This is a genomic window from Clostridium sp. 'White wine YQ' (assembly GCF_028728205.1).
GTDB lineage: Bacteria > Bacillota > Clostridia > Clostridiales > Clostridiaceae > Clostridium_T.
Map to the genome: position 1 here is coordinate 50,835 of NZ_JAQYUU010000009.1, position 13,620 is coordinate 64,454.

The window sequence follows — 13,620 nt, forward strand, 5'->3', positions numbered from 1 at the left end:
TTTGATTATAACATTACATATAATACTATAGATATTTATATATAACAACAATAAAAAAGGTACTACATCATTAAAATGTAATACCTTTTCAGTAGTTTGATTATAAATATTTTACCCTATATACGATAGTCTTAAAACTCTTTTTCTTTTTTAATAAAAAAATAATCAAGTGGCAAACTAATAAAAAAAAGAAAGGTAAGAGAAAAATGAGTTATGATATTTTAATAAGTAAATTACAGGAACATAACCAAGAAGCTATCTTACTTACTGAAGCCTTTAAGCCTAAAAAGATTATATTTTTACATGGAGAGAATGAGAAAAATGAAGTTAATCATATACAAGAGCTTTATAAAGAAAAGTTCCCGGAAATTATTGTTGAATTAATAAAACTAGAAGTTATATCACTTGAAGAAGTTAGTAATTTAATTGAAAAATATAAAGAAGAAAAGATTGCAATAAATCTTAAGGATTTAAACAGCTTATCAATGATTATTCTTGTACACTTATGTGAAAGATTTAATATTGAAGGTTTATATCTAGATATAGTAGAAGAAAAATTATTAAAACTAGATAAGGGGAATTTAAGCATAACAAAAACTAATATTAAAGATTTAAATATTAAAGAGGTAATACAAAGTAATGGAGTAAGCATAATATGCGAGACAACAGATATTAATAGAAATAGTACTTTAAAAGAAATGGCTAATATCATAGCTAATAATTTAAACTTTTGGGAAGACATTAAATATAAGTTAAATGATAAAAAAATATTTATCAATGATATTGAAGACCCTTTTGTAGTAAGAATAGATACAAAATTATTTAATGATAAGGAAAGAAGTTTATGCAATAAAGCAATTGAATATCTAAAAGATAAAAATCAGCTGGAATATAATAAAGAGGGCGATGGCATAGTTACAGTAAAGTTCTCCAATAATTATATAAAAGGCTTTATATTTAAGAGTGGCAGCTGGCTTGAATTATATACTCAAAATATTATTGAAGAGATACAAGAAATTGAAGAAGTGAAAACAGGGGTTTTATTTTTATGGGGAGAGAAAGAGGTAAGACTTAAAAATGAAATTGATGTTATGGCAATAAAGGATTCAAAGCTAATATGTATTTCTTGTAAAGATAGCTCTAAATATGATGATGTGGCTTTAAATGAACTTGATGTATATAGTAATAAAACAGCAGGGCAGGTAGTTAAAAAAATTCTAGTTGCAACTAAAGCACCTATGAAGATTTCTATTTTAGAAAGAGCAAAAGAAATGAATATAGACATTATAATATTTAATGGAAATAGAAATGAGTTTAAAAAAGCTTTAGAGGAAAGCTTAAAATAATAAAATCAGAGTTTTATAAACTCTGATTTTTATTTATACTATGCTTTTTTGCCTATAGTTTCGCCCATTAAGACTCTTGTTTCAAAACCTAATTCAGTTTGTTCTACGATTTCCTTATCTATCTTTACCATACCTTTTTTGAAGAATAGTACAGTGGTAGATCCTCCAAACTTAAAGTAGCCTTTTTCTTGCCCTTTTTTAACTTGTTCATATGGTTTATAAGTTTGAATTATAGTCCCAACACAAGTTGCACCTACTTCAACATGAATTATGTCACCAAAGTTTTCAGATTTGAATATACTCCATTCTCTTTTGTTTTGGCAGAATAGTTTAGGAATATTCTTTAAAGCAATAGGGTTAACTGAATAGTAATGGCCTTCTATTTTTTTAGATTCTAAGCAAACCCCGTTATCAACAAAATGATATCTATGATAATCAACTGGACATAATCTTAAAATCAAACAAGTTCCTCCATTATATTCGCTAGCAACTTTTTCATCTAAAAGGAGTTCTTTTAAGGAATATGTTAAACCTTTTATCTGAACAACATTATCCATATCGATATTTTCAAAGGCACTTAATCTTCCATCGCCAGGAGATACTAAAATATCAGGATTTTTATCTATTGGTCTAGCATCTTCAGTTAATTCTCTTATAAAAAAATCATTGAAGCTAGTAAACTCTTCAGGTTTCTTTTTAGCAATTCTCATATCAATATCGAAGTCTTTAATAAATGCAGGAATCTTTTTAATGCTACCTCTTGTATCACAATGAGCACCATATATTTTGGTAAATAGTTTCTTCTTTACGAAAAGTTCAGTTATACTTTTCCCTACAGGAGAACCATAAGACCATTCTATATACTTTCCTCCAGCAACATTTTCTACTTCATAACTTTTTGTTTTTCTATTATATATTTTAATCATTAAATAATCCTCACTTTGAATTATAATTACGTGATTAATTTTAGCACAAAGAGAATAAAATATTAACATTTATATGTTAAATTTTTAAATTATAAATAAATCAGATAGTTATTAAAAGGATATAGTGCTATAATTTAATTACTTGTATGTTTAAGTGTATTGACTAGTCAAAAAACATATGGAGAGGATAACTATGAATAAGACGAAAAAAGGAATTTTTGAGGCAGCTATAAAAATATTTTCTAAGAATGGATATAAGGGAGCAACTATGGATGAAATAGCTCTAGAGGCTGGGGTTGCAAAAGGTACTTTATATTACCATTTTAAAAGTAAGGAAGAAATATTTAGGTTTATAATAATCGAAGGCATTGGAGTTCTTACTGATGAAATAGCAGTAGTGGCCAATATAGATAACAACCCTGAAGATAATCTTAGGGAAATATGTAAAACACAACTTACAGCTTTATATAGAAATAAAGATTTCTTCAAGGTTTTAATGAGTCAGCTTTGGGGACAAGAAATAAGACAAATAGAGCTTAGAGAGCATTTACAAAAGTATATAAGGAATATAGAAGTTTATATAAAAGATGCAATGGATAAAGGATTTATTAAGAATGGTGATTCATATTTTATTGCTTATACCTTTTTTGGAAGCTTAGTTTCTGCTGCAATTTATGAACTAGTAAATCAAGATAAAGAGATAGATGATGTAGTAAATCACTTAATTGAATATACTTTTCATGGTTTAAGTGCAAAATAGATAGTAAAGAGTTTATATGAGATTTTCATATAAACTCTTATTTTTTTGCAAAAAAATAATATGAGATGAAAAACAAAGAAAAACTGAGAAAAATATACATGAAATCATATACTTCACCTAAAACTAGACTATATAGTACAAAGAAATGTTTTACAAAAACCCAAAAAAGTCTCAAAATAGAACTGACTAGTCAGTACAAAAAGTGGTGAATGAGGTGAAGTTATGAAATTTTTAAAAGTTGCAAAGGAGGATCTTTCTTCAATTTATAAGAATAGATTCTTAAGATTTGCTATCGCAGGAATAATTATAGTACCGTTGCTTTATAGCTTACTTTATTTAGCGGCATTCTGGGATCCATATTCTAGAATGGATAAACTTCCAGTTGCAGTTGTAAACCTCGATGCGGGAGCCACAATGGATGGAAAAGAAGTAAACTATGGTAAAGATATTACAGATGAACTTAAAGATAACAAGGATATGGGGTGGAGATTTGTAAGTTATCAGGATGCAGTAGACGGAACAAAGGGAGATAAGTATTACTCCATGTTTGTAATCCCAGAGGATTTTTCAAAGAATGTAGTTACTGCAAAAGACTCTACACCTGTAAAGGCAGATATTATTTATACATCAAACAATAGAAAAAACTTCCTAGCATCTCAAATAGGAAGCAAGGTAGAAGATAAACTAAAGGCAACAATTAATGAAAAGATTTCTAAGGAATATGTGAAGGTTACTTACGAAAATCTTGATACTGTAAAATCTGGAATGAATGATGCCGCAGATGGAAGCGGTAAGTTGGCAGATGGATTAACCACGCTAAAAGGAAACATTCCAGCTTTAGAAGATGGAGTTAATAAGCTTTATGATGGATCAAATCAATTAAATGGAGGATTAGCTGAACTTAATAAAAATGTTTCAACTATAAATCCTGCTGAGCTAGTCAAGATCTCAAGTTATTTGACTCCAGAAAATAAAGACAAAATCACAAATATAATAGCTACAGCAAGACAATTTGAAAACAAGGATTTATCTTCTTTAGATAAAATAACACCAGAGACCATAAATCAGGTTAATAAGAGCTTTACTGATTTACAAGCTGTAACTAATTCAAATGGATTAAAGGTAATTCTTAGTCAGCCATCAATACAAAAGTTAGTAACTCAAATGAATCCTAATAATCCAGATGGATATCAGCAGATAGCATTAAGAATGCAGAATGTTGATAAACTACTTACAGACGCAACAGCTCTTCAAGGAACTTTAGCAGATTTACAAGGAAAGATTCCGAGTGAATTATTAAATGCAGATGCTAATGCACAATTACAGAACTTAAAAGTATTAACAGTTGCAGCAAACAATTTACAAAGTGCAAGCAAGCTTATCACTAATGATGATATAACTAAATTATCTGCACTTTTAAGTAATCCAAGCTCTATGCAGGATTTAATTACAAAAGTTGAAACAACTAATAATCAACTAAAAAATATAAATGCTGGCTTAGATCAAATGCTTAAACCTTTAAAAGATGCAGGTATGACAGAGGATCAAGCTATAAATGCATTAAACACTAATATTCAAGGATTAATAAATTCAATAAAAACTCAAGCAGCAGCTGCAGCAAGTACAAATGCACCAACTATACAAGTTCCAACAAGCTCAGCAGCATTAATAGCAGGTTCGTTAACATTAACTGAAGGATTACTATCTAACAAAGCATTATTAACTGATGCATCAACTCAGTTAACTAGCTTAGATGCTTCAGTTAAAGCAAAGGCTTACTTAATGGCTCAAAATCCAAATAGTGTAACAGCCTTAAAGAACTTACTAAACAATTATAATCCTACGATGACTGCTATAAATAATGAGGTTCCATTATTAAATTCACTAGGTCAGTTAATGACACCAGATAATATTAATGAAATTAATGGACTTATGGCAAACGTAGGAACACTAAAAACAGATATAGCTAATAATCAAGACAACTTAAATCTACTAATGGATGTAGCAACAGTATCAAAAGATCCAAGCGTAAAAGCTCTAATTCCAAAGCTAATATCAGTTCAAACAGATATTAATAATGCAAAACCTATATTAAATGACTTATCTTCTCCACAAACTATGGAGTTATTACAAAATAGTCCTAAGTATGTAGGTATGGTAAAGGGACTTCAAAAGGATCTTAAGACAAATGATCAGATATTAGCTGAAGCAAATATAGCTATAAGTGAAGGAAAGATTGAGGAAGCTAAGGCATTAATTAATGGACTACCTGCCTTAACAAGTGGAGTTAACCAATTATATGATGGATCAACTCAGTTAAAAGGTGGACTTGGAGACCTTAAAGGAAGTGTTCCTGAATTAAAAGATGGGGTAACTAAACTTTCTGATGGTTCTAATGAACTTTCCTCTAAACTTAAAGATGGAGCAAGTGATTTAGATAAAGGATTAGTTAATACTCCAGATGAAATGGGCACATTTATTTCAAATCCAGTAAACATGGATAATAAGATAATTGATGAGGTAAAAAATTACGGAACAGGCTTTGCACCATACTTTATACCATTATCTCTATGGGTAGGAGCTCTTATGATGTTCTTTGTACTTTCACCTAAGTCAAAGGCTGAAAGAGAAGGAAAGAAGATGAGTTCAATTTCAGTAGTTTTGGGTAAATATATGACACTAGGACTTATAGGTATGGTTCAAGCAATACTTGCAAGTTTAATAGTATTAGCATTAGGCTTAAGTCCTCAAAACATGGCACTATATTTCTTATTTAATATGCTAATGTCGTTAACTTTTGTAGCTATGATTCAATTCTTCATAACTACACTAGGAGATGGAGGAAAATTAATAGCAATAGTTTTATTAATACTTCAATTAACAGCTTGTGCAGGTACTTTCCCATTAGAAGTAGTACCAAACTTCTTTAAAGTACTTAATCCATATATGCCATTCACTTATGCAGTAAAAGCATTAAGAGAAGCTATTTCAGGAACAGACGTATCTGTAATAGCTCAGTGTTCAGGTGTATTTGCATTAATTTCAGTAGTATTTGTATCACTAACTATAGTATTTAAGAAAAAAGGTGACTATATATCAGATAAGATAGAAGAAGTAAAACAAGCAGCATAAAATAATGAATTAATGAAGCAGAAACTTAAGGGTTTTTGCTTCATTTTTAATTTCCCGGAAAATATTGACATGGGTAAGTCCGAATGATAGTATTAACACATAAAAGGTTATTTGATACCATATAATAATTTGAGGTGGAATTTATGAGAGTAGAATTACAAGGTAAATTAGAATTAATGACCTATAATTATTTTGAAGCAAAAAAAGAATTTAAGTGGGATATGGCTATACTCAATCATTTCATAGCATTGAGTTATGCTTCAAGGAACAGAAGAATAGAAACTCAAAAAATTAAAGAAATAAGAGACTTCATTAAAGATACAACAGGAATATTTTCAAAGTTTAGAGGAAATAACCTATCCTTAATGTCACTACTTTTATCTTTTGAAGATAACTATAAGGAAGTATTTAAGGACATAGAAGAATGGACACTAAAGCTTAAGGAAAAAGGAATATCTTCTTATGAATATAGTCCAATGATAGCTTATACTATTTTAAAGAACACAAGTTTTGAAAATAGAGAAGAAAAAATAGAAAGAACTAAGCTATTCTATGAAGATATGAAAAGAAATCATATGTTTTTAACCTTTAAGGATGATTATGTATATGCATCTCTTCTTGGATGTACAGATTTAGATGTTAAAGAGACCTCAGAAAAAATAGAATATATCTACAATAAATTAAGTAAAATGAAGTATAGCAAAAGCAACGGACTTCAAACTGTCTCACATATTTTAGCTTTAAGTGAGGATTTTGACTATAGAATAAGTTTATTTGATCATATGGTATCAGAATTAGAGGAAAAGAAGGTTAAGGTTAGAACTTATACACTTCCATCAATAGCGTTAATGTCATTAATAACTGATGATGCAAATCTTATATGCAGTGAAGTTTCTGAAATATATGAGGAGCTTAAACGTATGAAGGGATATAAGTATGGAGTTGAAGGTTATATAAAAACCATGTTTAGTTGTATATTAGCTACAAGCATGTATACTGAAGGAGAAAATAAGATGGCAGACATATCTACAGGATTATCAATGCAGCTAATAGCAGTAGCGCAGCAGCAAGCTATGATGGCAGCAGCCTCAGCAGCGGCAGCTTCTTCTGCAGCATCAAGTTCTTAAAATATATAGGGGGAGAATATGAGAAAAGCAGGTAAGGTGTTTAAAGTTTTAGCAATAAGTTTTATATGCATTTTGTTTATAAATCCAATTCATGCCTTTGGGGCATCGAAGGAATATTATATATCTAATATTGATATTAACGCAACAGTAGATGATAAAGGAAATATGCAGGTTAAGGAAACTTATAAATATAACTTTACGGGAAGCTTTAATGGAATAAAGAGAAATATAAAAACTAATGGCTCAGATGGGATAGAAAATGTTAAGGTTAATATTAATGACAAAGAAGATGTTAACCAAAGCAATAGTGAAGAGGACAATACCTATAAGTTAAGTGAATCAGGAAATAGTGAAGAGGTTAAAATCTTTAGTAAGAGCCAAGACGAGGAAAAGGTATTTAATATTAGCTATACAGTTAAAAATGTAGTTACAAAATATAATGATTTATCTGAACTTAAGTGGGTTTTTTATAAAAATGAAGATAACGTTAAAACAGATAGTATAAATGTTTATATTACCTTACCAAAGGGTATTACAAGTGATGTTAGCTTCACTGGTGAAGGGCCTAGTAGAGGAGTAGCAGGTAATATTGATAATAAGTTTATTAAACTAAGCTTAAGTAATATGGAAGAGAATGAAGTAATAGGGGCAACTGTACACTTTCCAGTAGCTTGGGTAAATACTTCAAAAACTATAGATAAAAACTATGATGAATATAAGAACGAATCACTTAAAGAAAATAATAAAACAAACATAGCAATAATGGTAGGGATAACCCTAGGAATGATATTAATAGGTGGCTCAATTTATGCTGTTAGTAATAAGAGAAAAAAAGAAATAGCAAAATATAGAGAAGACTATATATTCTTTAATGGAGATCATTATGAGGATATACCATCAGATATGACTCCAGCCTTAGTAACTGTCTTACTTGATAATAATGTTGAAATGAAGGATTTCTTAGCAAGTATATTATATTTAGCTAATAAAGGATTTATTAAGTTTGAAGAAAAGATAGATGAAGATAATTATGAGGAAGTTGCATTTAATCTAGTAAATGGGGTAGATAAATCTTATTTATTAAAGAGTGAAAAGTATTTATTATACTGGTTAAATAAATTATCACAAAATGGTAGAGTAGATTTTTCTACACTAATGGAAGATGCAAGTGAGAAAAGCTTTAGGGATAGATATAATGAATGGGTTAGCAGAGTAAATGAGGATGCTTATGACCTTAATATGTATGTCCACTTAGCAGGAAAAGATAGATTAACCAATGAATATGAAAATGAAAGACTTAAATGGAAAGCCTTTAAGAGATATTTAGTAGACCTAGATGATAAGGAAGGACTAAAGAAACTAGATGTATGGCAAAGAATACTCCCTTACGCTATTTCATTAGATATATTTGAGATGATATCAGAGCATATAAGAAGAACTCCAGGATATAATGATGCATATAATCCTATGTGTAATTATGGATTCTTATATTTCTATACAATGTCTTATCAGGATAACTTTAATGATCAATTTAGTCAAAGTGCTCCTAATACAAGTTCAAGCTCCAGCTTCACAGGGGGAGACGGAGGCGGTGGATTTGGTGGAGGTGGAGGAAGTAGTGCCTTCTAAAAATCATTAACTGTGATATAATTTAATATAGAAATTTAAATAGTGGGCTTATATAATAAAAAGCTCACTTTTTATTTGGGGGAATAATTTATGAAAAGAGTAGCAGCAGTACATGATCTATGTGGCTTTGGAAAAGCTTCTTTAAATACAATAGTTCCTATATTATCCTCTATGGGAGTTCAGGTGTGTGCATTACCTACAGCAGTTTTATCAACTCATACTGGTGGATATGAAGGTTTTGCCTTTGAGGATTTAACAGAATATATGGGGAAACATATAGAACATTGGAAAAAGCTTAACTTAGATTTTGATTGTATATATACAGGATATTTAGGTTCTTATAAACAAGTAGAACTTATAAAGGATTTTATAGAGTATTTTGAAAGAAAAGATAACTTGGTGTTAATTGATCCCGTAATGGGGGACGATGGAGAGCTTTATCCTTCAATAACTGAGGATATGGTTAGAGAAATGAGAGAGCTTATAGCTCATGGTGACATAATAACACCAAATGTTACAGAGGCTCAAATGCTGCTGAATATAGAATATAAAGGCTGTAGAAATATAGCTGAGTGGAAGGAAATATTAATAAAGCTATCAAAGCTAGGAGCAAAAAAAGTAGTATTAACTTCTGCAAAAGAAGAGGGTAATGATAAGGTATTAACCTTGGCTTATGATGGAGAAGAGGAAAGATTCTATAAAATAGAAAATCCTCATGTAGATGTATCATTCCCAGGAACAGGAGACACCTTTGCTTCACTTGTGGTTGGATATATGCTTAAGGAAGAAGGGTTTAAGGAAAGTTTACGAAAGTCCTGCAGCTTTATATATAAGATGATAACTGAGAGCAATGGCAAGGTTAAGGATATAAGAGAAGGCTTACCACTAGAAAGCTTCATGAGAGAGCTAATTATGGAGGAATTTGAGTTATTAGAGCTTTCTGAGATATAATTTGTAAGTTGACAGTAAAACCCTAATATATTAAAATTTAATAGTGATTTCCATGGTGTATTCTATAAATATGCTATGTAAATCTTACATATAATTTGAGTTTCACATTCAAATTATATAATTTAGATTCAACTATAATTTATACGTGCCAGAAAATTGTTTGAAACCACAATTTTCAAACAAGTATAAATTAAGTTTCATAACTAAATTATAGGCCTTCGTAGTTAAATGGATATAACAGTCCCCTCCTAAGGGACCGTTGTGGGTTCGATTCCCGCCGGGGGTACCAGTTGTTTAAAAAAGCTTAGCCGTTATGGTTAAGCTTTTTTTTGTTCATTGAAATGGATTAACTAAAATAGTTGACTCATTTATTTTTTTACAATATGTAATTTATTGTATGTTTTGAGCGTTATATATATTGAGAAAGATATCGTATCAAGTGAAATTAAATTATTGGAATTTGACAAATATAATTAGCATATTAAGTTTTTTATTTATAAAATTTAAAAACAATTCAAAATTTAGATAAAGATAATTAGAACGTAATGGAAATGAAACAAAATAATGATTAATATGTAAAATATTAGATTAAATTGTGTTACAAAATGTTATATTATTTTCAAAAAATTACAAATTATAACAAACATAATATGATATTATTTATTGGACAATGTGTGCACAGATTGTTAAAAATGTAGAATATTAGAAGGAGAGGATCAAGTGATTAATACAAAAAAGGTAGTAAAGGTGATGTTAGGTTTATTGTTATGCGCATTTATTTTTGGGAAGGATAACATAGCTCAATCTAAGGCATTTTATATGGCGTTGGCTCCATATTCAAGCTTTAGAGCAGTTGATGCAGATGATACAAGAGATTCAAAGGATTATTTAAGTTACTCAAGTGGATACATTAACTTAGCAACGATATATGATGTGGATTCATATTATGTACAAGCTAGAGCTGTAGCTAGCCCATATGCAGATCTAAATGCAGCAAGTAATATATATTCATCAACAGTATTAGCAAAACAAGGATCTGGGAATGTTCCGATTCCAGAAGGGTATAGTGGGAAAAAAATGAGTTTAGGAAGCACTTATTATCTTGCACTTAAGAATATAAATAGTACTACAGACTATAGAAATGCAAGTGGTACTTTTGGGTGGTACTAAAAGTAAGTTAGCTTATATCTAGTTATAAATATAAAGCATAGATTTTTTGTTTTTATTTGTAGCAATAAGGATACTATAGAAAACTTTGTTGCTACAAATATTACATTGATTGGTAGAGGAGAAGAATATGGTAATAGATGAGATTAAAAGGGCTATTAGTAGGAAAAGTTTTGTTTTTTTTATAATAGCGATGATTACAGTTAACCTGTATGGAATATATAGGAACATACCTGAGATTATACCTTATTCAGTAGCTTCTTTGTCATTGCAAGAAGCCATTAATTATGGATATTTCAATGAGTTTACAATCTTTACACAAACAAGTTCTATATATATGAATTTCATTCCAATTGTATGCTCTTTTGTATTTGGAATTTCTTTTTTACAGGATAGAAAAAAGGGGTTTAATAAATTTATTAATGTAAGAATATCTAATAAAAGGTATTGCATAAGTAAGTTTTTGGCAGGTGGTATAGTTGGAGGATTAAGTGTAACGTTACCAAGCACAGTTCTATTTTACATTCTTAATGTCTTTATAGGAGGAAGTATTAAAGATACAACAACTGCAGTAGGCGGGATTTTTAACGATATATTGATGTCACAGCCATATATATATGTTTTGCTTTTTTTTGTAGTTGAATTTGTTATTGGGTTTACATATTCCACTATAGCACTGGCAGTTTCAACGATAGTAAATAATGAAATTATAGTTTTGTTAGCTCCCGGGATATTTTTCTATGTGACTAATTATGTAACAGAAACTTTAAGATTACCATTACAATTTAAAACAAAAGTAACTACAGATTTTGTTTTATTAGCAGGTGGTATAAATGGGTATCAATTAATCATGCAATTCATATTTATCACATTAATTTTTGGAATAGCATTTTTCTATTTTTCTAGGAAGGAATATATATATGAGAACTGATATAAGTATGGTTAGCTTAATAAAGTATAACTTGATGAAATGTTACAATAAGAACTTAGTTATGGGAAGTTTTATAATTACCCTAATTACCTGCAAAGTTTATATGAGTAAGGTTACTGAATATTACAATACAACTGGAAAGGAGGTAAATCAATGGGATTATTTCTTTAGAATATTTTCTAATCCATTTGTTTTAGTGTGGTTAATAATTCCGTTAATTTTCTTCATAACAGCTCCAATTTCTAACGTAAATAGTGAAAATAAATATATTTACATAAGAGCACTAAATAAATATAAAATTATAATTTCTAAGCAAATAGCAAATTTAGCAATTATATCAGGAAGTATAGTAATCATTAGTATCTTAATATTTTCTCTAGGTATTTATTACAGTAGGTTTGGACTTGGGTGGAGTAACGCAATATTAAATGAAAAAAATATTGAGGTTGCCAAAAAGTATTTGTTTTTCAATAATTTTATAGAATTTTATAAACCAATAGAAGCAGCTATTTTATCAGTTTTAAAATTTATAGGGACAACTTATTTAATTGTATTGTTGAGGGACTTGATAATATATATTTTCAAAAATTATATACTTGCAATAATAATATGTTTTATTTACTTACTTATTAATTATAGAGATGTAACAACTCTTAGATATTTTTCAATAGGTGAATTAGGTACACTTTGGTGCCATGAGTTTAATGGGAATAAACTTGTTGAAAACTCATTCCCCAATTCATACAAGCTGTCAACGGTTGCTTTTTCTAATGTATTATTGACAATAATGATTATTATGTTATTTATAATAGCAATTGCTAGCTTTAGGAGGAGTGAAGTTGAAAACCTATAGAGTGTTTTTTCTTAATATAAAATATTTAAATAAGAAAATGATAGTGTATGAGTTGTTTATAGCAATATTATTTGGTTTATATGTGGTAAGTTATTTTCATAATAATTCAAAAGAAATCAGTGTTTGCTTTGGGGATGTCTTTTTACTTCTATTTGGAGGTATTGAATATAAAAAAAATTCAATAATTAGTTATTCAACATGGCTTGGATTTATTATAATTTTATATTATCCAATTATAGCATTTATATCAAAAGAGATTTCAGAAAAAAAGCTATTTGCCTTTTATAGAATTAAAAAATATAAGTACTGGTATTATTCAAATATAATGAATTCATTACTTAAGGTGTTTTTATATCTAATATTAATATATGGAGTAGTATTTATAATTGCATCTATATTTATGGGATTTGATGGTATAGTAAAGGCTGATGAATTTAATAGTCTTAAGACATCAATGCCTCTTAATAAGTTAATTATAAGTATATTTTTGTTAAACTATCTATTTATCTCAGCTATTGTCTTACTTACAATTAGTACTTATCTTATAACAAAAAATATTAAAATAGCTACATTGATAATAATAACAATAACATATTTAACTAGTTTCATTGTTAATGGATCTATTGGAAAATTTCTTATAGGAAATTTGGCGATGATGAGACAAAATTCTAGTTTTATTACGGGGAACAAGAATATAACATTTACGCATTCAATAGAAGTATTTATTTTTATAATAATTGTTAGCTTAATTTTAGGGCATCTTCTATATAGAAGAAATATAGAAATATAACTGAGTGG

The 13,620-nt window shown here is 29.0% G+C and carries 11 protein-coding genes and 1 tRNA gene; 11 read left to right on the forward strand and 1 reads right to left on the reverse strand.

Annotation, left to right across the window (positions count from 1 at the left end; all coding sequences use genetic code 11):
- Nucleotides 1-206 precede the first annotated feature (206 nt).
- The gene (locus tag PTZ02_RS17540) at nt 207-1,346 is read left to right on the forward strand and encodes a Card1-like endonuclease domain-containing protein (RefSeq protein ID WP_274229052.1); all 1,140 of its coding nucleotides are present in this window, start codon (nt 207-209) and stop codon (nt 1,344-1,346) included.
- A gap of 38 nt (nt 1,347-1,384) precedes the next feature.
- Here PTZ02_RS17540 and PTZ02_RS17545 read toward each other — a convergent pair whose 3' ends face one another.
- Complete coding sequence (locus PTZ02_RS17545) at nt 1,385-2,272, reverse strand: phosphatidylserine decarboxylase (protein WP_274229053.1); 888 nt, start codon at nt 2,270-2,272, stop codon at nt 1,385-1,387.
- A gap of 193 nt (nt 2,273-2,465) precedes the next feature.
- Here PTZ02_RS17545 and PTZ02_RS17550 point away from each other — a divergent pair, with 193 nt between their 5' ends.
- The 10 genes from PTZ02_RS17550 to PTZ02_RS17595 all read left to right on the forward strand — a co-directional run bounded on the left by PTZ02_RS17550 (nt 2,466) and on the right by PTZ02_RS17595 (nt 13,612).
- A complete protein-coding gene (locus PTZ02_RS17550; RefSeq protein ID WP_274229054.1) occupies nt 2,466-3,032 on the forward strand; it encodes a TetR/AcrR family transcriptional regulator in 567 nt (188 codons plus the stop codon).
- 222 nt (nt 3,033-3,254) lie between these two features.
- A complete protein-coding gene (locus PTZ02_RS17555) occupies nt 3,255-6,164 on the forward strand; it encodes a YhgE/Pip domain-containing protein (protein WP_274229055.1) in 2,910 nt (969 codons plus the stop codon).
- A 143-nt stretch (nt 6,165-6,307) separates the two neighbouring features.
- On the forward strand, nt 6,308-7,291 hold the full coding sequence (locus tag PTZ02_RS17560; RefSeq protein ID WP_274229056.1) for a DUF4003 family protein: 984 nt from the start codon (nt 6,308-6,310) through the stop codon (nt 7,289-7,291).
- 18 nt (nt 7,292-7,309) lie between these two features.
- Nucleotides 7,310-8,920: a DUF2207 domain-containing protein gene (locus tag PTZ02_RS17565; protein WP_274229057.1), complete on the forward strand. Its 1,611-nt coding sequence runs from the start codon at nt 7,310-7,312 to the stop codon at nt 8,918-8,920.
- 90 nt (nt 8,921-9,010) lie between these two features.
- Complete coding sequence (locus PTZ02_RS17570; RefSeq protein WP_274229058.1) at nt 9,011-9,871, forward strand: pyridoxamine kinase; 861 nt, start codon at nt 9,011-9,013, stop codon at nt 9,869-9,871.
- Between the two features lie 214 nt (nt 9,872-10,085).
- Nucleotides 10,086-10,160, forward strand: a tRNA-Arg gene (locus PTZ02_RS17575).
- A gap of 431 nt (nt 10,161-10,591) precedes the next feature.
- Nucleotides 10,592-11,041 (forward strand): hypothetical protein, encoded by a 450-nt coding sequence (locus PTZ02_RS17580; protein WP_274229059.1) that lies wholly within the window; start codon nt 10,592-10,594, stop codon nt 11,039-11,041.
- A gap of 127 nt (nt 11,042-11,168) precedes the next feature.
- Nucleotides 11,169-11,969: a hypothetical protein gene (locus PTZ02_RS17585; RefSeq protein WP_274229060.1), complete on the forward strand. Its 801-nt coding sequence runs from the start codon at nt 11,169-11,171 to the stop codon at nt 11,967-11,969.
- Nucleotides 11,959-12,822, forward strand: a complete 864-nt coding sequence (locus PTZ02_RS17590) for a hypothetical protein (protein WP_274229061.1) — start codon at nt 11,959-11,961, stop codon at nt 12,820-12,822. The genes PTZ02_RS17585 and PTZ02_RS17590 overlap by 11 nt, the downstream gene beginning before the upstream one ends.
- A complete protein-coding gene (locus PTZ02_RS17595) occupies nt 12,809-13,612 on the forward strand; it encodes a hypothetical protein (protein WP_274229062.1) in 804 nt (267 codons plus the stop codon). Before PTZ02_RS17590 ends, PTZ02_RS17595 begins: the two co-directional genes overlap by 14 nt.
- The last annotated feature ends 8 nt before the right edge of the window (nt 13,613-13,620 follow it).

Bases quoted from the DNA above. Each gene is read 5' to 3' on its own strand.
- PTZ02_RS17540 (WP_274229052.1), top strand. From the start codon at position 207: ATGAGTTATGATATTTTAATAAGTAAATTACAGGAACATAACCAAGAA.
- PTZ02_RS17560 (WP_274229056.1), top strand. From the start codon at position 6,308: ATGAGAGTAGAATTACAAGGTAAATTAGAATTAATGACCTATAATTAT.
- PTZ02_RS17590 (WP_274229061.1), top strand. From the start codon at position 11,959: ATGAGAACTGATATAAGTATGGTTAGCTTAATAAAGTATAACTTGATG.
- PTZ02_RS17565 (WP_274229057.1), top strand. From the start codon at position 7,310: ATGAGAAAAGCAGGTAAGGTGTTTAAAGTTTTAGCAATAAGTTTTATA.
- PTZ02_RS17550 (WP_274229054.1), top strand. From the start codon at position 2,466: ATGAATAAGACGAAAAAAGGAATTTTTGAGGCAGCTATAAAAATATTT.
- PTZ02_RS17545 (WP_274229053.1), bottom strand. From the start codon at position 2,272: ATGATTAAAATATATAATAGAAAAACAAAAAGTTATGAAGTAGAAAAT.
- PTZ02_RS17585 (WP_274229060.1), top strand. From the start codon at position 11,169: ATGGTAATAGATGAGATTAAAAGGGCTATTAGTAGGAAAAGTTTTGTT.
- PTZ02_RS17570 (WP_274229058.1), top strand. From the start codon at position 9,011: ATGAAAAGAGTAGCAGCAGTACATGATCTATGTGGCTTTGGAAAAGCT.
- PTZ02_RS17555 (WP_274229055.1), top strand. From the start codon at position 3,255: ATGAAATTTTTAAAAGTTGCAAAGGAGGATCTTTCTTCAATTTATAAG.